The organism is Nocardia sp. SYP-A9097, from assembly GCF_009649815.1.
Taxonomy (GTDB): domain Bacteria; phylum Actinomycetota; class Actinomycetes; order Mycobacteriales; family Mycobacteriaceae; genus Nocardia.
Map to the genome: position 1 here is coordinate 374,657 of NZ_WJIC01000007.1, position 20,462 is coordinate 395,118.

Genomic DNA, 20,462 nt, shown 5'->3' on the forward strand with positions numbered 1-20,462 from the left:
ACCCAATGAATCCGCCTGTGGCGACACCGAAGAACAAGTTTGGCAAACTTTCAGCAGCCGCTCAGTCGGTGGCGGATCCCGCCTCCGGCCCGGCGGCGGCGAGGGCCACGACACCGGCGAGGATGGCTCGCAATCCGTGCTCATACTCCGCGTCATTGTCGGCCCGGGCGAAGTCCGCGACCATGCGCGCGGTCCGAGGGTAGCGGCCGGAGTCCACGACCACGCCGAGATGGTCTGCGTCATAAGGGTTTTCGCTGTACTCCACCCCGGTGCGCGCCTGCTCCTCGATGACGAATCCGGTCGTGTAATGCAGCAGGATCGGGAAGACGTGTTCGGCCGAGGTCCGGTCCAGGCCCGCGTCCTCGAGCGTGCGCAGCGTCAATTCCACTGTGCGCCACATGGCTTCATCGCTGATGAAGGTTCCGGCGGCGACCCGCGCGCCATCGCGATAGTGCAGCATGGACCGGCGCAGCCGAGAGGCGAGGTGGATCAGCCAGTCTCGCCAATCCTCTCCCCGCCGAGGCGCTTCCAGCCCGTGCACAGCGGCGACGAAGATGTGCTGCGCCATGACATCGAGCAGTTCGCGCTTGTTCTTGACGTGCCAATACAGCGCGGGCGCTTGCACATTCAGCGCGGCGGCGACCTTGCGCATGGTCAGCCCGTCCAGCCCGGTCTCGTCGAGCAGAGCCAGGGCGGCCTGGGCAATGGCGTTGGTATCGAGCTTCACGACCGGTTTCTCGCTCACGGTTGACACTTTAACAGTGTTCTGGTTTCTTTAACATCATTAAGGGCTTAACGTTGTTAAGGAGAAGGTCATGGCGACCACGGACGTAGTCATCGCAGGTAGCGGCCCCACCGGACTCATGCTCGCCACCGAGCTGCGACTGGCCGGAGTACAGGTAACCCTGGTCGACGGGCTCCCCGCCCGCACCGGTGAATCCCGCGCCGGCGGCATCCACGCCCGCAGCATGGAGATCCTCGATCAGCGCGGGCTGCTGGATCGACTGCTGCCGCAGGGCCGGCAGATGCAGGCCGGGCACTTCGGCGGAGTGTCACTGAACTTCGCCGACTTCGACACCGACCACCCGTACATGCTCGCCATCCTGCAATCGATCATCGAGCGCGAACTCGAAGGCCGCGCAGGCGAATTGGACGTCACCACACAGTGGGACTCCCCCGTCACCGGCTTCCGGCAGGACGGCGCGGGCGTCGAGGTCGAGATCGGCGGCGCCCACCCGCGCACCATCCGGGCGGCATACCTGGTCGGCTGCGATGGCGGCCGCAGCGCGGTCCGCCAGCTCGCCGGCATCGACTTCGTCGGGACCGACGCCACCGTCACCGGCATGATCGCCGATGTCGAACTGGCCGCTCCGCCCGCCGAACTCTTCTTCGCCCGCCGTGCCGCCGCGGGTGACTACTCCGTCGTACAGCTCCAGCCCGGCTGGTACCGCCTGGTCGTCCAGCGCCACGACCTGGTGCTGCCACGCGGCACCGAACTGAGCTTCGAGGACTTCCGCGCCCACTTCACCGAGCTCGCGGGCACCGATTACGGCATGCACAGCCCGCGCTGGGTGACCCACTACGGTGACGCCGCTCGCCAAGCCACCCGGTACCGCGACGGCCGCGTCTTCCTCGCGGGCGATGCCGCGCACATCCACTACCCGGCGGGCGGCCAGGGCCAGAACCTCGGCATCCAGGACGCGGTGAACCTGGGCTGGAAACTCGCCGCCGCGGTACACGGCACCGCACCCGAAACCCTCTTGGACACATACGAATCCGAGCGCCACCCGATCGCCGAGCGCGTGTTGCACAACACCCGCGCCCAGACCGCCCTAATGCGCCCCGGCGCGCATACCGACGCCCTGCGCGATGTGATGAGCGATCTCGTCGACCTCCCCGAGGTCCGGCACCGCCTCGGCCTGATGATCACCGCCCTGGACATCGGCTACGACACCAAATGCGAGCACCCCCTCGCGGGGCGGCGCATGCCCGACACCACCATCACCACCACCCGCGTCTACGAACTCCTGCGCCCCGCTCACCCAATCCTGTTGCTGCTCAACGGAACCCCCGCTCCCACCCTTCCGGAGTGGGCCGCCCACATCGAGATCGTCAGTGCCGAAACCCCGGCCGGCGCCTGGGCCATCCCCGCCGTCGGCCCGATCCCCACCCCCGCCGCCGTACTGATCCGCCCCGACGGCTACGTCGCCTGGGCCACCGACGAACCCGGCACGGAAGGGCTCACCGAAGCCCTCACCACCTGGTTCGGAGCGACCGACTGAGGTTCGGGCTCTAGGCTGGGCATGTGCGCATCATCGACCTGTCGGTCCCGTTGCGGACCGGAATGCCCGTCTATCCCGGCGACCCCGAAGTGAGCATCCACCCGGCGCTGACCGTCGGCGTCGACGAGGTGAATGTGCTGCATGTGCATATGGGGTCGCAGACCGGGACGCATGTGGACGCGCCTTTCCATATCGATGATGGGCTGCCCACGCTGGACGCCCTGCCGCTGGAGCGATTCGTGGGGCCGGCGGTGGTGATCGATGCACGGGGGCTGGGGCCGCGCACGGCCATCGGGCGGGAGTACTTCGAGGGGAAAGTCCGGGCGGGGCAGATCGTGCTGGTCGCCACAGGCTGGTCGGAGCATTGGGGGACGCCGGATTATCTGGCTCACCCGTATCTGGCTCCCGAGGCCGCCGCATACCTCGTCGAGGCCGGGATCAGGACCATCGGGATCGATACCCTGAGTGTGGATCCGACGCCCGCGCAAGACATTCCGTCGCATAGGATCCTGTGCGGCGCGCACGCTGTGATCGCCGAGAACCTCACCGCGCTGGACGAGGTGCTGACCGAACAGCACCTGGGCCATCGCGTGGAGGCCTCCCTACTTCCCCTCAATCTGCCCGGCGCGGACGGAGCACCCGTACGAGCCATCGCTCGCATCGGGTTGTGACGGACACAGCACCGTTTCGGATTATGTGGCGCGGCCCACTTGATCTTCGTAGACTGCATGTCAACACGGGGGAGGCCGGGGCCCCCGATCCGAGCTCGATCAAGGAAGACCTTTACGTGAAGCGTTGCACCGTAACAACTTTGCTGGCCACGGCGGCCATTCTCAGCGCCGCCCCCGCAGTCGCCTCCGCGGAGATCACACTCACCGACACCTCCACCACGACCGATACCGATCCCATGACCGCCTCGGTCACCGGATCCGCCTCCGGTTCGGCCAAGACCGGCAGCTCGGGTGGGCTCGCGACCACCGGATCCACCGGCACCGGATCATTCGGGCTGCCCAATCTCGACAAGATGCTGCTCGGTAACTACACGACACTGTGCGCGGTCACCGGTAGCGCCTCCACCGTGCTGGGCACCGCCGGATTCGGCTGCGACAGTTTGAACGGTAAGGGCAGTCTGGGGCTGCCGACCCTGTAGGACAACCGGGCAAGACCAGCAGATCGAGCAACAAGAAAGGGGCACCGGCTGCGAGCCGGTGCCCCTTCTTCGCGTCTACGGTCAGCGGTTGTCGTCGGCGTTGCCGGCTTTCCACTGTGCCCACGGGATATTCCAGTCACCCAGTCCGTCCGTACCGGGCAGGATGGGGCCCACGGTGTTCTGCACAATCGTGATGTCACCGCGCTTGGAATTCTCGTACACCCAGCGCGCGTCCGCCGGGCTCAGGTTCAGGCAGCCGTGGCTGGTATTGCTGTAACCCTGCTGGCCGACCGACCACGGTGCGGAGTGGAAGAAGATGCCGGAGTAGGAGATTCGCGTCGCCCAATCCACCGGCGTCTTGTAGCCCTGCGGCGAGTTCACCGCCACACCGTAGGTGGAGGAATCCATGATGATCTTCTCGAAGCGGTCACCGACGATATAGACGCCATTGTTGGTGGGACTGGAGTCCTTACCCATCGAGGTCGGCATGGTCTTGACGACCTGACCGTTCTTCTCGACGGTCACCATCTTGGTGTTGTCGTCGGCGGAGAAGATGGTGGCCTCACCGATGGTGAAGTTGGAGGTGATATCCGTATCACCGACCAGGCCATTGCCCAGATCCTTGCCGTACACGTTCACCGCGATATCGACCTTGGTGCCCGGAGCCCAGTAATGCTCGGGCCGCCAACGGACTTCGCGATTGCTCACCCAGTAGAAGGCGCCCTCGACCGCGGGGGTCGTTGTGATTTTGATCGCATTCTGGGCGGCCTTGCGGTCCGGAATGTTCTCGTCGAACTGCACCGCCACCGGCTGGCCGATACCGACCACCTCGTTCTCGGCGGGCAGCAGATACGGATGCGTGCGATTGTTCGGTGAAATTGTGGTGAACGTCATGGTCGAGCTGCTCGCGCCGCCCAGTCCGATGGCATCCACCGACAGCTTGTAGCTGCGCGCGAAGCCCAACTGCTCGGTCAGCTTCCACGACAGGCCGTCCTTGGCGAGCTCACCATCGACCGTCTTGCCCTCCTGATTGGTGAGCGTCACATTGGTCAGCTTGCCGTCCTGCACCTGCAGCACCAGCGGGTCACCGGGCGAAACACCCTTCTGACCATCCTTGATCGGCGACACCAACTTCGGCTTCACCAACTCGCTGAGCGGGTTGGAATCGATTGCGACAGTTGAGGAATCCTTCGACGAATTCCCCGAGGAGCATCCCACCAGCGCCAACGCCAGCACGGACAGAACGGCAACGGATCCCCGCCACTGCTTCATAAACAACCCCACTCCATGTTTCGGTACGTGGCCGGCCCCGAGGGCTTCGACCCCGACCACGCCTGCTCGACCACCACGCCCACGGGGATCGGTCGAGACCACGCCTCGACCATTCTGCCAGGCACCACGGCCCCGTCACACGCCAATACCGCCCGCCCCCGCAGGGCTCGACCGGTTCATCCGTACCAACCCCCAATTCGTTAACACCCATCGGCAAGTTCACCGAAGTCCGAAAAAACCCAGCTCAGAGGGGCGATTTCACATTTCGCGACAGACCCTGTTAATGTTCTTTCCGCACCGCAGAGAGGCCAACACCGACAGGGAGAGGCCAGGACGCAAAGCATGCGCCATTAGCTCAATTGGCAGAGCAGCTGACTCTTAATCAGCGGGTTCGGGGTTCAAGTCCCTGATGGCGCACCAAAAAATGGCCCTGACCAGTAATTGCTGATCAGGGCCATTTTCGTTTCACTCGTTCCTAGGCACGAATCCCCAAAAATATCCCAAGAATTCAGCGGCCTACCGTGTCAGCCGGCCCCGCCGAATCCCGTTGCAGCACGGCTGAGGAATCCGGCGCTTGCGCGGGCGACGCCATGTAATGCCGCTCTGTGATCCCCTCACGGGAGGACCCCAACTGGCGTGCGGCCGTCTTGGAATCCGACGCCTCCGAGATCAGGGTCGCGACCGTTTTGAGGAAGGTGTACTGGGTGACATCGTGATAAAGCGTGCCGCGGGCGTCGCGCCAGGTCCGATTGAAATTGTGCGGATCACACAGCACCCCGCCCCGCCCAGCCTCGGTTTTCGCCCACTCCTGCCGAAATAGGCCGCCCTTCCCGGCCAGCCGCACGACCGTCGCCGACACCGTGAACATCGCTGGTGTCGCGGCGAGGTCGAACTGATCCCACACCGCCGCCGCCGCTTCACCGGGCCGCACGCCAGAACCGAGGTTCAGGTCGGCGACGTCAAGCACGAGCCGGTCCCGTAGCGGGCCGTGCGTGTAGCCAGGTGTCCCTGGGATCGCGTTCCCCGCCAACCACTCCCGATACTGAGACCGCAACCCGTCCAGGCGTTCGCGATCGGTGGTGTGGGGTTACATGTAACCTTGCCAGCCGATCTCTTCACCGAGATAGAGAGGCAGCGAAATCATCGCCGACAACGGCATAGCCAGCAGCGACCACGTCGACTGCGGCCATGTCGGCCGATACAGGCATGTCGGCCGATACAGGCCGAACAGCGCCGCCGGTATCAGTCCCACGAGAGTGATTGCCAGGAAAACTGTGCTCGCCCACAGGCATTGGACTGCCACACGTCGCCGCGTGCGAGGCAGTGCCAGCGATGGGATTGCAGGCAAGTCGCGCCACGGATGACGCCATCGGGTCAGCAGGATCGCTACCGCGGCAGGAACGACCATCATGGCGAACAGGCAGGCCGCCACCAACGGTCCCGCGTGCTGCGAGGGCGCTGCGCGCCGAAATCCCGTCAGCCACAACGGTGTTGCCACCAGCCATGCGCCGAGGTAGGCCGTCGGCCCTGACGCACCCCTGGCCGGAGCCACGCGTTTTCTGCGAATCGAGAGCGAGGGTACAGGTCAGCGGGGTCAGGGCACGCATCGGACCCTGCCCAAGCGCCCGTGTCGAGGGGGTATCGTCGACGACCGACGGGACGTCAAGCGTCACTTGATAACAGATGGTCAAGGATGTCCAGAGCAGCCCTCACAGCGACAAACCGACGCGTCGATGGTCTACGCCTATGCCTGCGCACAGCCCGCACGATGATCAGGCCCGCCAGAGAGACCACGCCGCGTTGTTTCGGTGCTGGCGTGCCCGAGTCTCTTGCGTCGGAGCACGACGAGGTATCGGTGCTCGACGGCTACACCTACCAGGCACTGACCACCGGCACAGTCACGCTGCCGGGCCGGCGCGTGCACGCGGGGGTGTAGTTCCGGCTGCTGCGCTGTGTGCTCGAAGAACTCAACGTTTCCCTCCTGTCCAGTGCCCGTTCGCGCGTCATCCTCGAAACCGTCTGGCAGACAATCGATCTTCCGCGTCGCAGCCACGTCTCGCTCGTCGAACCCTACGAATGCCTGGGGCGTACTCAGGCCTTGGGCTCAGGCATGGTGTGCGGCAGCACGAGATCGAGCACGTGGCGCGGAGCATCGCCACGGATCTGCGCGGCCGCCGTCTCGCCAGTGGTGACGGTACCGATGGACAGGCTCGGTGCAGGGGTACCGGTCAGTGCCGTCAGTGCCATGTACAGGGTTTTGGCGATGCCCAGCACGCCCAGGATGACCGCGACCACGGCCGCCGCCGCATGCCATTGTTGCTGCACTGTGAGCAGCAGGGTTGTTGCCGCGGTGCCGAAGGTGATCGCCTCGCCGAGGACGGTCACGATCGCCTTCTGGTGTTTACCGAGGTTCATGGGTGGTGGCTCCCTTCAGTGTTTGCACGTCGGCGGCGAGGCCGTTGACGGTCGTGATGAGCCCGGCGAGAGCGTCGACGGGCGTGAGGTTGTGGCCTTCGCTGTTGTGGCCGAGCTGCGGCCAGCCCTGACCGTTCGGGCCGCGTAACTGGTCCCAGATGTCCTGCAGTTGCTGGGCTTGCTGTGGTGTCATGTCGTCTCCGATCAATGCGGTGAGTTCGTCGATGTCGCCGCGGAATGCGTTGGCGTCCACGCTCATCCCGGCGACGGACGCTTGATTGCTGAACTGCCAGATGAGCGGCTGCGCGTTGCCGTAGGGTGTCCATCCCTCGCCGGAATCGCCACCGGCAGCGGCATACAGGTCGCAGGCGTCGCCGCTCCCGTCCGGGTACGCCAACGCGACAAGTCCCGGCACCTGCGACAGGTCCGGAGACCCGATCTGTTCCCAATACCATTGCGGCAGATAGGAAAGCACGACGTTCACCCCGGCATCGTTGAAAGCCTGCACCAGTGCCCAGAAGTCGCCGATGGCGCCGCCGCCGCCCTCGAAGTCGATCATCGCGTTCGCGCCGCCGTTGCCGGCCAGCCACGTCCGCACCTGCGCGGCCGGGGCACAGTCGGCCATGGCGTAGTGGTAACCGATGATCGGCAGGTCGATCGCCTGCGCAGATGCCAGGAATCCGAGCCACGTCGGGTCCTGTAGGTAATCGCCCTCGGACACCTTCGCCTCGACCCACGAGAAGCCCTCTGCGGCGATCTCGGAGATGCTGATGCCGGCCTGCCAGTTCGAGATGTCCACCCCGTACAAAGTCATCGAGCTCGACCGCCTATCGCCTTCGCGTTGTTGGCCAGCATCTGAGCCGCCCTTTCTGCTTGTGTGAGTTCGTTACGTCGCAGGGCCCGGCCCATCACGATCACCCCAAGGGCTGGAAACCAGTCAGGTCCCGCGACACGACCTGACCAGTCCCGGAGGCCGGATCAGATGGTGGGTGGGGCGACTCGGGTGTAGGTCGCTGCTGTGCTGGTACCGCCTGGGGTGGTGACGGTGAGGTTGGCCGGTCCGGCAGCTCCCGCGGGGGCGATAGTGACGATCTGGCTGTTGGAGACGACGGTGAACGCTGCGGGTGTGGTGCCGAACAGCACTGTGGTGGTCTGGGCGAGGTTGGTGCCGGTGATGGTGACAGTGTTGCCGGCGGTGACAGGCCCTTGGTTCGGGCTCAGTCCCGTGATGGCCGGTGCCATCAGGTAGGTGTAGGAGACTGCGTTGCTGACCCCGCCCGGGGTGGTGACGGTGATCTGCACGGTGCCTGTTCCGGCGGGGGCTGTGGCGGTGATCTGGGTGGCCGAGACCACGGTGAACGACGCTGTGGTGGTGCCGAAGGTGACCGCGGTGGCAGCGGCGAGGTTCGTGCCGGTCAGGGTGACCGTGTTCCCGCCCGCGAGGGGACCCGAGCCGGGGGCGGCGCCGGTGAGGACGGGGACGTTGAGGTAGAAGTAGCAGCTGGGCAGAGTGCTGGCACCACCCGGGGTGACGACGGTGACGCCGACGGCCCCGGCGCCCCCCACCGGGACCACCACCGTGATCTGGGTGGCCGAAACCACGATGAACGACGCCGCCGTGGTGGTGCCGAAGGTGACCGCGGTGGCGCCGGTGAGATTCGTGCCGGTCAGGGTGACCGTGTTCCCACCTGAGGTGGGTCCTTGATTCGGGCTCACACCGGTCAAGGACGGCACTGCGGCGTAGGTGTAGGAGACTGCGTTGCTGACCCCGCTCGGGGTGGTGACGGTGATCTGCACCGCGCCTGTCCCGGCGGGCGCTGTGGCGGTGATCTGGGTGGCCGAAACCACGGTGAACGACGCTGTGGTGGTGCCGAAGGTGACCGCTGTGGCAGCGGCGAGGTTCGTGCCGGTCAACGTGACCGTCGTGCCGCCGGCTGCCGGTCCCGAATTCGGGCTCACGCCGGTCAAGGACGGAGCCGCGATGTAGGTGTAGGAGACTGCGTTGCTGACCCCGCTCGGGGTGGTGACGGTGATCTGCACCGCGCCTGTCCCGGCGGGCGCTGTGGCGGTGATCTGGGTGGCCGAAACCACGGTGAACGACGCCGTGGCAGTGGTGCCGAAGGTGACCGCTGTGGCAGCGGCGAGGTTCGTGCCGGTCAACGTGACCGTCGTGCCGCCGGCTGCCGGTCCCGAATTCGGGCTCACGCCGGTCAAGGACGGAGCCGCGATGTAGGTATAGGCGACACCGTTGCTGACCCCGCTCGGGGTGGTGACGGTGATCTGCACCGCGCCTGTCCCGGCGGGCGCTGTGGCGGTGATCTGGGTGGCCGAAACCACGGTGAACGACGCCGTGGCAGTGGTGCCGAAGGTGACGGCTGTGGCACCGGCAAGGTTCGTGCCGGTCAGGGTGACCGTGCTTCCGCCCGACACCGGTCCATGGTTCGGGCTCACAGCGGTCAGGGACGGTGTTCCGGAGTAGGTGTAGGCGACACCGTTGCTGACACCCGCCGGGGTGGTGACGGTGACCTGTACCGCACCGGTGCCGGCAGGAGCGATGGCGGTGATCTGAGTGGTGGAGTCGATGGTGAAAGTGGTTGCGGTGCCGCCGAACCGTACCGTTGCCGGTCCGGTGAACCCGGTGCCTGTGATGGTGACGCTGTTACCCCCTGCGGTGGGGCCTGCGGTCGGGGATATGGAAGTGATGGTCGGGGACATGAACAGCTCCTTGGACAGCGGGCCACAACCCGATCTGGTTGGGGGACCGAGTGTTCGGCGCAGGGGGATGGTTATGGGGACGAGCATCCGGCCTCGGGCAGAAAGCAGGTAGCTTGCCTGCCCGAGGCCGGCGGGCGTCATCCGAGGCCGCGTCGGTCCACGGCCCCGGACGACGTCAGATACCCGGCCCGGCGACGTAGGTGAAGGCGCCGGTATCGGTCACACTGCCCCCGCTGGTCGCGACCACGACATCGACAGCGCCAGCGGTCCCCGCCGGGGTGACCGCGGAGATCTCAGTGTTGGAGATGACCGAGAACGGCGCCGTGCCACCATCAACAGTGACCGATTGTGTGGTTGTGAGGTTGGTGCCGGTGATGGTCACCGCGGTACCGCCGGACGTCGGACCAGAAGCCGGGGACACCGCGGTGACGGTGGGCGCATCGACATAGGTGTAGGACAGGCCGTTGTTGGTTCCGCCCGCAGTGGTGACAGTGACACCCACCGGCCCGGCCGCCGTGCCTGCGGGCACGACCACGGTCAATATGTTGTCGCTGACCACGGCCGGGGTCGCAGAGTTGGCGCCGAAGCTCACCGAGGTGGCGGTCGACAGACCGGTTCCGGTGATAGTCACTGTGTTAAGGCCTGCGGTGGCACCGGAGACCGGAGACAGGGAGGCCTTGAACGGTGCCCCGACGTAGAAGAACGACAACGGATTGCTGGTTCCTCCCGCGGTGGTCACGGTCACACCGACCGTGCCCGCCCCCGACGGGGAGGTCACGGTGACCGATGTGGCCGTATTGGCGGTGATCGTGGCCAACTTGGAACCGAAGTGCACCGCGGTAGCGCCGCCGAGATTCGTCCCGGTGATGGTGACGGTGGTCCCGCCTCCGGTTGACCCCTGATTGGGTGAAATAGGCATGATAAAGCCTCCTGCTCGAATGCTCTATCCGGGTGATGACCCCGGATTTCTTTGGCGGCCCGCTGCTTCCATTAACGCCCCCGAACCGGTTGCCCAGCAATGCCTTTGCTGGTCCGCTTTCGTCCGTTTCCAGATCCCGTGCCGGAAGTGGTTGTCGCGCAGGCCGACCGCCGCGGCGCTGCGGTAGAGGTGGGTCTATTCGACGACGGCCCGCAACTCGCGCCGGGCGTGGGCAATTCACACCACAACCGGAAACTCGAGCCGACACCCTACCCGGACGACACAGCTGACCAGTTACGTAAATGGTTGTGGGCCATGGGCTCGGAGTCTTCACCTTCCTCGACACGCGCGGGAATCTGAAACCGAACGAAAACGGACCAGCAAAGGCATTGCTGGGCAGCCGGTTCGGGGTCATCAATGGAATAAGCGAGCCACAACCCAAGTCCGGCAACCAAGTGTCAGCAGCCGCAACGATCGGCACAGGAGTAAAGAGAGATCACCATGCCTACTATCACGTCCCTGTCTCCCACCTCGGGGCCCACGACGGGGGGTACGAGTGTCACGATCACAGGCACCGGGTTCAGCGGTCCGGCGACTGTCCTGTTCGGCGGCACCGCAACCACTTTCACCATCGACTCCACCACTCAGATCACCGCCATCGCTCCTGCCGGCACCGGTCCGGTGCAGGTCACTGTCACCACCCCGGCCGGCGTCAGCAACGGGTTCTCCTATACCTACCTCGCGGTTCCCGCGTTGAGCAGCATCAACCCCGGTCAAGGGTCCACCGCCGGAGGGACGACAGTCACGCTCACCGGGTCGGGCCTGACAGGAGCCACCGCAGTCGATTTCGGTACTGCACCGGCGACATCATTCACAGTCGACTCCGACACGCAGATCACGGCTGTCAGTCCCGCGGGGACGGGGATCGTGTCGGTTGTCGTTACCGGCCCCGGTGGCACCAGCGGCGGAGTCTCGTTCATCTATGTGGCGGTTCCCACGATCACCACCATTTCCCCGACCTCCGGTTCCACCACGGGTGGCAACAGTGTCACGATCAGCGGCACAAGGTTCATTGGTCCGTTGACCGTACAGTTCGGCTCTACCGCAACAACATTCACCATCGACTCGGCGACCCAGATCACGGCGGTAGCCCCTGTCAAGTCGGCCGGTACGGTACAGGTCACCGTGACCGGCTCGGGTGGTACCAGTAACGGCGTGGCGTACACCTACGTCTGACGGCTGACGCTTGCCCCGACAATGGTTTGAGCCCCGATAATGGTTTGAGCTGTGGGCGCTGCCGCGGAGAGATATTGTCAAGTCCCTGATGGCGCACAAGATAATCGCCCTGACAGTCCAACTGTCAGGGCGTTTTTCATTTCACGAGTCCCTCCCCGTGAGCTCAGATTCCGGCATTACGACGAACGATGGCGGTGAACCGGGAATAGCCCGCGGGTCCGATGAACGCGCCACGCCACCCGCCTCGATCGATGTTCGAAACGAGCAGGGCGAGAGCGGCGACCGCATCTCTACGTGCCCCGGTGAGCGGCTTGTCGGTCAGCCGCCAGGTTCGGATCCCGGCACGATGCTGGTGAACGATTTCGAACAGCGTAGCCAGGTCTACGACATCCTTGTCGGCCAACCGATTTCGCCAAGCCAGAGCTTTGAGCACTACCGCGGATTCGACATCCGGTACGGGCACGGTGAATTCGATGGTGCCGCCCGCGAACAGATCCACACCGGCGCTTGCCACGACCGCGTCACCGGCCACGGCCAGATGCAGACCGGGCGCCGAGTCGAACGCACGACCTGCGATCTCGCTGGGACCGGCGCTGCCGTACGTCGCGACGAGGATATCCACGTCAAGCCGTCCGTTGTCGCCGACCTTGGTGTAGCGATTGCCCGATTCGAGTTCATACCCGAAAGCCAGCATCTGCTCGTGGAGCTGCCGTTCGGCGGCGACGAGAGCCTTCTTATCCATACCGGCGTCCGCGTCGGCCGTGCCGCGCAACCGCCAACCTTCCAGCGGATAGATGTGTTGCAGGAGCTGCACCATGTGGCCACCGATGACTCGGTAGCAAGCCTCCGGAAGGTCTGCGGCGGCGGCCGCGAGATCAGCGAGAGCCAAGAAACCGCGATCGGCCGCGTTGGATGTGGAGACCATATGCAGTTGGAACGCGATGATGATCAGACACCGAACCCCCCACCGCTGATCGCGTCGCGCAACCGATCGGCCGCTTCGCCTGCGGTGGGCGCGGTGCTGGTATTAAGCAAGTCCCACAAAGTGATCGCGGCGTCAGCGAGCAGGTGACCACCGGCGGAGCGGGCTCCGAGGGCGGCGGCAACAAGCGCGACAGTGGGATCTTCAGGAACGACAGTGGTCATCGTCGCGTCTCCCGGCTCGGCTGGAGAGAAGCCAGCAACAGTGAAATCAATGATCTCGGGCAAGTACATGCGCACGGTGGCGGGTAACTGCCAGGGCGCGTAGCTGTCTGCGGCGAGATCGCCGGACACCACGGCCTTCAGCTCCAGTTCGTCCAGCAACCGCAAAGCGGTATTCGCCTGTGTCGCAGGATCATCCAGGCCGTACCAGTAACCGACGGTCCCGCCAGGGCCGGGATACTCGCGCATCCAGGACTCGAGTGCGCCATCGAGTGCGATCCAGCCATGCTCGTCACGAGTCACGGTCGACGAAAGCTTTTTCAGGGCAAGGGAAACGGTTTGCTGACTGACGCTGATCGCTGCGGCCAGATCGGACTGTTGCAAGGGGCGGGCAGTCAAGGCCAGCACACGCAATACCGCGCTTCGGCTCCACGCGGGCCTGCCGCTGATGTGACGACGCATCGGTTCTTCAGACCGCAGCAACATCTCTCCGCCTACGATCACCAGTTCGGGATCTTCGGTGACGAGATCGAAACGCCCGGCGATCGCGGCCGCAACGACATCGGGCGTTGCCGAGGGCGCCGCATAGAGCATCCGGGCAACCGCTGCGTCACGGTTTGCCAAACTCCGCGAGAGCCGCTGCCGCACCACCTTCAAATCCACTTGGCTGGCAGAACCACTCGCCGACACCTTCAACACCAGATTCTTCTGTGTTCCAGCCACCACGGTAACCCCAGCTCGCCGCAGCAACGGCAACAACCGCGCAAGCACGTCACGCTCCACCACGGCCATCTGATCCCCTTCCTGAGAAGCAGTGTCAAACAAGCTTACAAGGACTTTCCCAAACATACTTGTTTGACATCGAAACTGTAACATGATATAAGCCGATAAGTATCGCGATTGCGCTGATTGCGGTTTCACCGCCCACCCCTGTTAGCGTTCCTCCGCACCGCAGAGCGGCCGAAGCGAAAGCCCAACCTTCGCGGACAAGCATGCGCCATTAGCTCAATTGGCAGAGCAGCCGACTCTTAATCAGCGGGTTCGGGGCAAGTCCCTGATGGCGCACAAGAAAATGCCCCTGACCATGCAAAACTGGTCAGGGGCATTTTGGTTTCACCTGGTGGATGGGCAAAATCCAAAAGTACTACAAGAATTCAGCACCACCACCGCCTTGGCGTCAGCCAGCCTCGCCGAAACCCGACTCCAGCACAGCCGAAGAGTCCGGTGCCCGCTCGGGCGAGGCGATGTAATGCCGCTCCGTGACCCCCTCCCGGGAGTGCCCCAACTGCTTCGCGGCCGTCTTCGAATCCGATGCCTCGGCGATCAACGTCGCGACCGTCTTCCGGAATGTGTACTGAGTCACATCCTTGTACAGCATGCCTCGGGCGTCCCGCCAGGTCCGGTTGAAGTTGTGCGGATCGCGAAGCACTCCGCCGCGGCCGGGAGGAACGAGCAGAACCTTGTCCTCGACCTCCACGACGCCGCCACCCATTTCACGAAGCGCCTTCACCTCACACATCCCCACCTGTTTCGGGTCGTCGCGCAACCGCTTCAACATGCGGGTCGTGAAGTCGGGGAGCGCGACAATCCGGTACCCCGCATCGGATTTCGCCCACTCCTGCCGAAACAGCCCCTTCGCGGCAAGTCTGACGACGGTCGCCGATACCGTGAACGTCGCCGGTTTCACATCGAGGTCGAACTGATCCCAGGACGCCGCCAGCGCTTCTCCCGGCCGCACTCCAGAGCCGAGAATCAAATCGGCGACGTCGAGCACGAGCCGATCACGCTTCGGACCGAGCGTGTACGCGGGTGTTCCCGGGATCTCGTTCCCGGCCAGCCACTCTCGAAGTTGAGAACGCAAGCCGTCCAAGCGTTCCCGCTCAATAGGCTGCGGCTTGATCTTGCGTCTGCGCAGGCGACAGGTGTCTCGTACGGGATTCTCCGCGAGGGCACCATATCGGACCGCGACCCCCATGATGCCGGTCAAGATGACCTTGTGCAGCCGGGCCTTCGACTTCAGTCCGGCAGCCGCGATCGACTGGATATGTTCGTCGAGCCGACCTGTATCCGCTTCCCACACACGAAGATTGCCGAGAGCGGGACGCAGCTTGATCGCGTCCTTTTTGGCGCGCTTGTCGTCGCTCGCGTCGATCTCCCCCTTGTATCGGTCATACGACTGCTGACCGACGCCTTCGTCACTCTTCACTTCGTCGAGCCACATATCCATCAACAGCGTGAGGCGGGTATCGCGAGTGATTTTGCCGCGCGTGCGGCCCTTGTACTGCCGCTGGCGAGCCGTGAGCTTCCTTCGCAACTCTGCCTTCGCACTGCTCTCTGTCAGCCCGGTGGCCTCCACGAGGCGCCCCTTGCCGTCGTAGTCACGGAACGTGGCCCAAACCCTGACCCGCCCGTCCTTCTGCTCTTTGGCCCCGATGTCGCCGTAGCTGCCGAGCTCAGTTGCTGGCCTTGGCATTTGCGTTACTCCGTCCTTTGGAGGCTATTCATGCTGCTTCCGGCTGCTCCTCGGTGTGCACCATGTGCGCTTCGAGGTACGCGTCCAAATCAGCCACCCGATACATGCACGAGTTGCCCGACGGCTTCGAGTAGCGGGGCCCCTGCCCTTTGGCAGCCCAGTTCGCGAGGGTGCGGGGGTGGACGCCCAGATATCCGCCCGCTTCCTCACGAGTGAGCCACCGCTTGCCAGGCAGATCATCTCCCGCGCCACACTTGCTGCCCCCGGGCTTCACAGCCGCTTTCCCGACTGTTCGGCCGATACGGATCCGGACGCGGCACGATCAACCCTCGATAGGACCCGAATCGTCAAGTCGCTCCCGGCTGAACGGTCTTCGCGAGAATCTGCGCCGCCCTGGGGAGACCATAGGCCCGGTTGCGACCCAGGATCTGTACGGCCGAAGCGCCGATAAGCGGCCCATGCGACTTACACGACGCCCACGCCGAGTGACGGCGGGGATTGTCTATTACCGGGCTCGCGTGAGGGTAGTTGGCTGAGCGTAGGAGTAGGTGCAGAGTCCTGGACATAGCGGCGGCCTTTGGATCGACGGAGGGACGTGCACCCAAGTACTGGCACCCCAGACCCCAAAAATCGCATAACGCCCCCGGAAACTTCGTCGACGTGCGCCTCCCGGACAAGTGGAAGTGCTTGCCGCAGACGAGGCTCTCCCAATCGGAGTCACATCGTCGTATGCCTTTGCGACTTCGGCGTGGTGGTCGCGGATTCCTACTGCTTCCCACCGCTGCCCAGATACCGACAGCTGGGACATGTGAACGGGAAGAAGATTCCTACCCCAGCGTCGCCATTCCAACGCCGGATGCGCTATTGGTGATCGGTTGCGGGGCAACGTAATTCGGTGGCGTACAGCCCGCCTGCATTGCATGCACTACTTTCTCCAATTGCTGTAACGGATAGCTGCTATTAGTCAGTTCGGTACATAAAGCTTGCTCTTATCCAGAAGGCGACTTGCCTCGCCAAGCTCATCCTCCAACCCCTTTCGCTCTGCGGGATCCAATTTTGGCCACCCAAGCCGATTCTTGATGGATTCTATTCTGGACTGCAGACCACGCTGGGAATTTCTTACACGCCGGGTCAGGCGGGTGACAGTCCGCAGATGACGGCGGTGCTGGACGGGATCGAGGTGCCCAAAACCGAGGGTGGGTGGCCGCGGGTGCGGCCGGTGCGGGTTTTGGCCGACAAGGCGTATTCCAGCCGGGGTAACCGGGAATGGTTGCGGCACCGCGGTATCCGGGTGACCATCCCGGTTCCCGCTGATTAGGCCGCACACCGCCGCAACCGAGGCCGCGCCGGTGGCCGTCCACCGGCGTTCGACTCGGTGATCTACCGCGACCGCAACGCGGTCGAACGGGGCATCAACCAGCTCAAACAGCATCGGGCTGTGGCCACTCGCTATGACAAACTCGCCATCCGTTACCTGGCCACCATCCACATCGCCGCGATCAACCAATGGCTACGACACCAGTGAGGGCGGGCCGGTCCACCCGCCCTCACCACTTCGAAACACTCCCTAGGCGTTGGGGTGGCAGTCGAGGTGGGTGCGGGCACGGTCGTAACGCATTGTGGTGTACGCGCTCGCGAGTCCGGCACTACCGGACGGTGCCACTCAGTAGCACCGTATGGCACATCGCGCTACGATTGCTTCATGCCCGCACAGCCTGAGATCACCCAACGCGACCTACGGAATCGGTCGAAGGAGATCATGGATGCCGTCCAGCAGGGACAAGCGTTCACCGTCACCCGGGATGGGCATCAGATCGGAGAGTTGATTCCCTTGCGTCGGCGCAGGAGGTTCGTTTCCCGCGCCGAGTTCGCCGCGATGTCACGCAGCGCACCCGACATCTCGATCGACGCCTTCCGCGCCGATCAGGACGTCACCGCCGATCAGGAGATGGACGATCCGTATGCCCGCTGACCACGAACAGGGCCTGCTCGACACCAACATCATGATCCTGCGCCGATGGATCGATCCGGAGCAGTTGCCGTCGGCTATGGCCATCTGTGCGATCACGCTCGCGGAGCTGTCGGCAGGTCCACATGAGGTGCGCCGCAACGACGAACAATCCGAGTACGACGAGCACATCGAGCGCGCCCGCCGCCTGGACGTGCTCCAACGTGCGGAGAACGAATTCGATCCGATCCCATTCGGCGTGGAAGCCGCGCGGATCTACGGCAGAGTGTGCGCCGGCGTCATCAGTGTCGGGCGCAAGCCGCGCCGCCGCATCGCGGATCTGATGATCGCTGCCGTGGCCATCGCTGAAGATCTGCCGCTGTTCACCACCAACCCGGACGACTTCCGCGGCTTGGATGAACTGCTGACCCTGGTTCCCGTGATACGACCCGACGTACCGAGATCCCGGTAGAGGTTTGCTTGCGGCGAATGAGCGCGCAGACTCGATCCGCCCCGGGATAGCCCCAAACCTTCGGGGTCACTGCGCACATTTCCCGCGCGCAGGCATGCGGGGCGTACCCACCCGACCCCAGAACTTCACACCTCACACCAATTTCTAGAGCACCACCAGCAAATTGACCGGAACTCGCCATCAGCGGGTTCGGGGTTCAAGTCCCTGATGGCGCAAAAACTCAGGTGAGGGCCTTACATAGGCTCTCACCTGAGTCGTTTTCGGGGTTGGCTCGAACAGGGGTGTCGGATGCTGGGTTTATCTATCCGGCGGTCGCCTGGGTTCGGATGATTTGCTCGCGCTCGGCGTAGCGTTCGGCTGTGGTCTCGGAGATCTTGTTCAGGTAGGCGTCGAAGAATTCGAACAATCGTAGGAATTGGGCGAAGGCGCGGTCTACCAATGCGATGCTGCGGGTGCGGGCGGCTTCGTCGAGGACGATTGCCTCCAGGGTTTCCTGGATGGTGTCGCCGATGATCGCGTGATTGGCCTCGATTTCGAGGTGTTCGGCTCCGATGAAACGGAATTCGGCGTCGACGCCCATGCGCTGTACGTAGCTCAGGGCATGCGGCAGGGCGGCGCGGAACGCCGCCTCCATGACCAGCAGGAGGACGATCCGTTCGATGTCTTCCTCGGCGCGATAGATTTCGGAGATCAGCGCGTAGGTGACATCACGGGTGGTCTCGTGGGTCCGGCCGAACAGAGTGCGCACGTCCGGCACCGCGCCGTCGATAGTGCCCAGGTCCTGCAGGAACCACACCTGATGGCCGGCGTCCTCCTTGCGATGCTGCTCGGCAAGGACTTTCAGCTGCGGATCCTCGATGATCTCGGCGGTGAGCCGGACCGCGTCCTGGAAACCCATGACCCAGAAGGTCGCCACCGACATGAACGGCAGAATGGTGGCGAGTGCCTCATCCCGGTCGAAGCGCTCGAAGGCCGGGTGCGCGGTGAGTTCCGCCTCCCGCGCCGTGATGTAGTCCTGCATCGATTTCATTCTCAGTCGCCTTTCGTGGGGTTGATCGGACCGGCCGAGTAGCCCTCGACCGACAGATAAAGCGTCAGATTGTCCGGGTCACCGCTGGCGAGTTTCCTTGCTGCCCAAGCGATCAGGCCGGTCCCGGCGGCCAGGTCGCGACGGGCGATGGCGGCGACCGCGGTGGCGAACTCGGCCGATTGCCCGGCGGGCAGCAGCCGTTGCACCCGGCGCAGCGCGGCGGCGTCGTCGCGGACGTAGCAGCGGATCGGCAGGTACAGCGTCGCCTCGGTGGGGTGGGCCGGAGTCGCCGAGGTGAAGCTCCAACAGACCATCGGCGGGCGCCGGTCGAATCGAATATCCGGCCCCAGCAGGTCCGCGCAGAACCGGGCTGCCCGGCCTGGGACGCACCCCGGCAACGGCGAGGTGAGTGCTTCGACGGTGGGGACATCGGCGAAATCGCCGGTGGTGTAGATCTTGACCCGGGCGTGCTCACCACCATTCAAATCCAGTGCGAATACCGAGAAACCGGTCTCCACACGATCAAGCACGTTGTCGCTCAGCCACTCCCAGCCCTCGGTGAGGCCGAGGCGAGCCATGGCTTCGGCGATCAGCGCCCGACTGTGGCCGGGCCCGGCGGCCGTCGGATCGAAATACACCTTGATCAGTGGCGGGCCGCCCCGCCGTAGCGCCGCCGCCAAACCCATTCCATACATGGCGCTTTCAGCACGCGGTTCGAATACTTCGCGGACCCGCTGCGCCGCGGTCAGGTCGGCAAGCCCGATACCCTGCAGATCCTGCAGGGTCCGCCATCCCGCTACCCAGCTGCTCGAGGGATCGGTAGGCCGGACCGACCCTTGCGGCTGGCAACCGACCCGGACCTCCCGGCGGCCCTCGCCGAAGACCACGGAGTACTCGAAAGGCGAATTGTCATCTGTCACATCCGCTTTCGACGTCGTCGGCGGGGTATCCCCAAACGTGCCGTCCCCCCAGCCGCCGAACAGCGCAGTCACCAGACCCGCCACGTCCGCGCCACTGTCACCGAGCGCCGCGCTGATTCCGTGCAGATCAGTGATCGCCACATCTGCGAATGTTCGTTCAGGCAAAGGTTTTTCATCGATACGGTTGTCCGAGGCCAGGTCAGGGCTGATCATGGATGCTCCATCGCCATCGTGCACGCGTCTCCCCGTACGCGAATTCACCACTGCGACAGTAAATTACGACGACGCTTACCGCAGAGCGCAGACACATGACAGCGGTATTGAGCGTCAAGCATCACACTTCGAAATCATGTTCAGCTCAGTGCCTGTCCGGGTTCTGATCGTTTAGGGAACAGACCGTGCGGGAGGTTGCCGGAAGTGGCCCGATGGAACGGAACCTCCTGGTAGCAACAGGAATTACCACATCCACTGTTGCCCAGAAGGTTCC

General features: G+C 64.3%; 23 protein-coding genes and 2 tRNA genes. 11 read left to right on the forward strand and 14 right to left on the reverse strand.

Annotated elements, in window-relative coordinates; translation table 11 throughout:
- Positions 1-61 precede the first annotated feature (61 nt).
- Complete coding sequence (locus GFY24_RS18055) at positions 62-745, reverse strand: TetR/AcrR family transcriptional regulator C-terminal domain-containing protein (protein ID WP_309230997.1); 684 nt, start codon at positions 743-745, stop codon at positions 62-64.
- A gap of 70 nt (positions 746-815) precedes the next feature.
- Here GFY24_RS18055 and GFY24_RS18060 point away from each other — a divergent pair, with 70 nt between their 5' ends.
- From GFY24_RS18060 to GFY24_RS18070, 3 genes are all read left to right on the forward strand, one after another.
- A complete protein-coding gene (locus GFY24_RS18060; RefSeq protein ID WP_153806175.1) occupies positions 816-2,282 on the forward strand; it encodes an FAD-dependent monooxygenase in 1,467 nt (488 codons plus the stop codon).
- Between the two features lie 23 nt (positions 2,283-2,305).
- Entirely contained in the window at positions 2,306-2,953 is a 648-nt protein-coding gene (locus tag GFY24_RS18065) for a cyclase family protein (protein ID WP_309230998.1), read from the forward strand.
- A 116-nt stretch (positions 2,954-3,069) separates the two neighbouring features.
- Complete coding sequence (locus GFY24_RS18070) at positions 3,070-3,432, forward strand: hypothetical protein (RefSeq protein WP_153806176.1); 363 nt, start codon at positions 3,070-3,072, stop codon at positions 3,430-3,432.
- Between the two features lie 81 nt (positions 3,433-3,513).
- Here the strand turns inward: GFY24_RS18070 and GFY24_RS18075 are convergent, their stop codons facing one another.
- Positions 3,514-4,704, reverse strand: a complete 1,191-nt coding sequence (locus GFY24_RS18075; protein ID WP_153806177.1) for an Ig-like domain-containing protein — start codon at positions 4,702-4,704, stop codon at positions 3,514-3,516.
- Positions 4,705-5,048: 344 nt separating this feature from the next.
- On the opposite strand from GFY24_RS18075, the gene GFY24_RS18080 reads away from it, so the two are divergent.
- Positions 5,049-5,124 (forward strand) — tRNA-Lys (locus tag GFY24_RS18080).
- An 88-nt stretch (positions 5,125-5,212) separates the two neighbouring features.
- Here GFY24_RS18080 and GFY24_RS18085 read toward each other — a convergent pair.
- The 6 genes from GFY24_RS18085 to GFY24_RS18110 all read right to left on the reverse strand — a co-directional run bounded on the left by GFY24_RS18085 (position 5,213) and on the right by GFY24_RS18110 (position 10,753).
- Positions 5,213-5,671 (reverse strand): hypothetical protein, encoded by a 459-nt coding sequence (locus GFY24_RS18085; protein ID WP_153806178.1) that lies wholly within the window; start codon positions 5,669-5,671, stop codon positions 5,213-5,215.
- Between the two features lie 120 nt (positions 5,672-5,791).
- Positions 5,792-6,202 (reverse strand): hypothetical protein, encoded by a 411-nt coding sequence (locus GFY24_RS18090; protein WP_153806179.1) that lies wholly within the window; start codon positions 6,200-6,202, stop codon positions 5,792-5,794.
- A gap of 593 nt (positions 6,203-6,795) precedes the next feature.
- Positions 6,796-7,119 (reverse strand): hypothetical protein, encoded by a 324-nt coding sequence (locus GFY24_RS18095; protein ID WP_153806180.1) that lies wholly within the window; start codon positions 7,117-7,119, stop codon positions 6,796-6,798.
- A complete protein-coding gene (locus GFY24_RS18100) occupies positions 7,106-7,918 on the reverse strand; it encodes a GH25 family lysozyme (RefSeq protein WP_194852915.1) in 813 nt (270 codons plus the stop codon). Before GFY24_RS18100 ends, GFY24_RS18095 begins: the two co-directional genes overlap by 14 nt.
- A gap of 179 nt (positions 7,919-8,097) precedes the next feature.
- On the reverse strand, positions 8,098-9,834 hold the full coding sequence (locus tag GFY24_RS18105) for an S-layer family protein (RefSeq protein WP_153806182.1): 1,737 nt from the start codon (positions 9,832-9,834) through the stop codon (positions 8,098-8,100).
- Between the two features lie 175 nt (positions 9,835-10,009).
- Positions 10,010-10,753 (reverse strand): IPT/TIG domain-containing protein, encoded by a 744-nt coding sequence (locus GFY24_RS18110; RefSeq protein WP_153806183.1) that lies wholly within the window; start codon positions 10,751-10,753, stop codon positions 10,010-10,012.
- A 99-nt stretch (positions 10,754-10,852) separates the two neighbouring features.
- Here GFY24_RS18110 and GFY24_RS18115 point away from each other — a divergent pair, with 99 nt between their 5' ends.
- Together GFY24_RS18115 and GFY24_RS18120 are read left to right on the forward strand one after the other, a co-directional pair.
- Complete coding sequence (locus tag GFY24_RS18115; RefSeq protein WP_153806184.1) at positions 10,853-11,113, forward strand: hypothetical protein; 261 nt, start codon at positions 10,853-10,855, stop codon at positions 11,111-11,113.
- 141 nt (positions 11,114-11,254) lie between these two features.
- Positions 11,255-11,989 (forward strand): IPT/TIG domain-containing protein, encoded by a 735-nt coding sequence (locus GFY24_RS18120; protein ID WP_153806185.1) that lies wholly within the window; start codon positions 11,255-11,257, stop codon positions 11,987-11,989.
- A 163-nt stretch (positions 11,990-12,152) separates the two neighbouring features.
- Here GFY24_RS18120 and GFY24_RS18125 read toward each other — a convergent pair whose 3' ends face one another.
- Complete coding sequence (locus GFY24_RS18125; RefSeq protein WP_153806186.1) at positions 12,153-12,914, reverse strand: hypothetical protein; 762 nt, start codon at positions 12,912-12,914, stop codon at positions 12,153-12,155.
- Between the two features lie 23 nt (positions 12,915-12,937).
- Entirely contained in the window at positions 12,938-13,924 is a 987-nt protein-coding gene (locus GFY24_RS18130; RefSeq protein WP_153806187.1) for a hypothetical protein, read from the reverse strand.
- Between the two features lie 202 nt (positions 13,925-14,126).
- On the opposite strand from GFY24_RS18130, the gene GFY24_RS18135 reads away from it, so the two are divergent.
- Positions 14,127-14,197: transfer RNA gene (locus GFY24_RS18135), tRNA-Lys, on the forward strand.
- Positions 14,198-14,309: 112 nt separating this feature from the next.
- Here GFY24_RS18135 and GFY24_RS18140 read toward each other — a convergent pair.
- Complete coding sequence (locus GFY24_RS18140; protein ID WP_153806188.1) at positions 14,310-15,605, reverse strand: tyrosine-type recombinase/integrase; 1,296 nt, start codon at positions 15,603-15,605, stop codon at positions 14,310-14,312.
- Positions 15,606-15,633: 28 nt separating this feature from the next.
- Positions 15,634-15,879 carry a helix-turn-helix domain-containing protein gene (locus GFY24_RS18145; RefSeq protein WP_309230999.1) on the reverse strand — a complete coding sequence of 82 codons (246 nt, stop codon included), beginning with the start codon at positions 15,877-15,879 and terminating at the stop codon, positions 15,634-15,636.
- A gap of 840 nt (positions 15,880-16,719) precedes the next feature.
- Here GFY24_RS18145 and GFY24_RS43750 point away from each other — a divergent pair.
- The 4 genes from GFY24_RS43750 (at position 16,720) to GFY24_RS18165 (ending at position 18,025) form a co-directional block, all read left to right on the forward strand.
- Positions 16,720-16,923: a transposase gene (locus GFY24_RS43750; protein ID WP_375336062.1), complete on the forward strand. Its 204-nt coding sequence runs from the start codon at positions 16,720-16,722 to the stop codon at positions 16,921-16,923.
- Positions 16,924-16,980: 57 nt separating this feature from the next.
- Positions 16,981-17,130 carry a hypothetical protein gene (locus tag GFY24_RS43755; protein WP_375336057.1) on the forward strand — a complete coding sequence of 50 codons (150 nt, stop codon included), beginning with the start codon at positions 16,981-16,983 and terminating at the stop codon, positions 17,128-17,130.
- Between the two features lie 177 nt (positions 17,131-17,307).
- Entirely contained in the window at positions 17,308-17,577 is a 270-nt protein-coding gene (locus GFY24_RS18160) for a type II toxin-antitoxin system Phd/YefM family antitoxin (RefSeq protein ID WP_153806189.1), read from the forward strand.
- A complete protein-coding gene (locus tag GFY24_RS18165) occupies positions 17,567-18,025 on the forward strand; it encodes a type II toxin-antitoxin system VapC family toxin (RefSeq protein ID WP_153806190.1) in 459 nt (152 codons plus the stop codon). Before GFY24_RS18160 ends, GFY24_RS18165 begins: the two co-directional genes overlap by 11 nt.
- Positions 18,026-18,326: 301 nt before the next feature.
- On the opposite strand, the gene GFY24_RS18170 is transcribed toward GFY24_RS18165, so the two are convergent.
- Complete coding sequence (locus GFY24_RS18170; protein ID WP_153806191.1) at positions 18,327-19,055, reverse strand: hypothetical protein; 729 nt, start codon at positions 19,053-19,055, stop codon at positions 18,327-18,329.
- A gap of 2 nt (positions 19,056-19,057) precedes the next feature.
- Positions 19,058-20,116: a tryptophan dimethylallyltransferase family protein gene (locus tag GFY24_RS18175; protein WP_194852916.1), complete on the reverse strand. Its 1,059-nt coding sequence runs from the start codon at positions 20,114-20,116 to the stop codon at positions 19,058-19,060.
- Positions 20,117-20,462 lie beyond the last annotated feature (346 nt).

Excerpts from the sequence above, each read along its gene's own strand:
- GFY24_RS18060 (WP_153806175.1), top strand. The coding sequence starts at position 816 with ATGGCGACCACGGACGTAGTCATCGCAGGTAGCGGCCCCACCGGACTC.
- GFY24_RS18075 (WP_153806177.1), bottom strand. The coding sequence starts at position 4,704 with ATGAAGCAGTGGCGGGGATCCGTTGCCGTTCTGTCCGTGCTGGCGTTG.
- GFY24_RS18095 (WP_153806180.1), bottom strand. The coding sequence starts at position 7,119 with ATGAACCTCGGTAAACACCAGAAGGCGATCGTGACCGTCCTCGGCGAG.
- GFY24_RS18105 (WP_153806182.1), bottom strand. The coding sequence starts at position 9,834 with ATGTCCCCGACCATCACTTCCATATCCCCGACCGCAGGCCCCACCGCA.
- GFY24_RS18110 (WP_153806183.1), bottom strand. The coding sequence starts at position 10,753 with ATGCCTATTTCACCCAATCAGGGGTCAACCGGAGGCGGGACCACCGTC.
- GFY24_RS18115 (WP_153806184.1), top strand. The coding sequence starts at position 10,853 with ATGCCTTTGCTGGTCCGCTTTCGTCCGTTTCCAGATCCCGTGCCGGAA.
- GFY24_RS18120 (WP_153806185.1), top strand. The coding sequence starts at position 11,255 with ATGCCTACTATCACGTCCCTGTCTCCCACCTCGGGGCCCACGACGGGG.
- GFY24_RS18125 (WP_153806186.1), bottom strand. The coding sequence starts at position 12,914 with ATGGTCTCCACATCCAACGCGGCCGATCGCGGTTTCTTGGCTCTCGCT.
- GFY24_RS18130 (WP_153806187.1), bottom strand. The coding sequence starts at position 13,924 with ATGGCCGTGGTGGAGCGTGACGTGCTTGCGCGGTTGTTGCCGTTGCTG.
- GFY24_RS18140 (WP_153806188.1), bottom strand. The coding sequence starts at position 15,605 with ATGCCAAGGCCAGCAACTGAGCTCGGCAGCTACGGCGACATCGGGGCC.
- GFY24_RS18160 (WP_153806189.1), top strand. The coding sequence starts at position 17,308 with ATGCCCGCACAGCCTGAGATCACCCAACGCGACCTACGGAATCGGTCG.
- GFY24_RS18165 (WP_153806190.1), top strand. The coding sequence starts at position 17,567 with ATGCCCGCTGACCACGAACAGGGCCTGCTCGACACCAACATCATGATC.
- GFY24_RS18170 (WP_153806191.1), bottom strand. The coding sequence starts at position 19,055 with ATGAAATCGATGCAGGACTACATCACGGCGCGGGAGGCGGAACTCACC.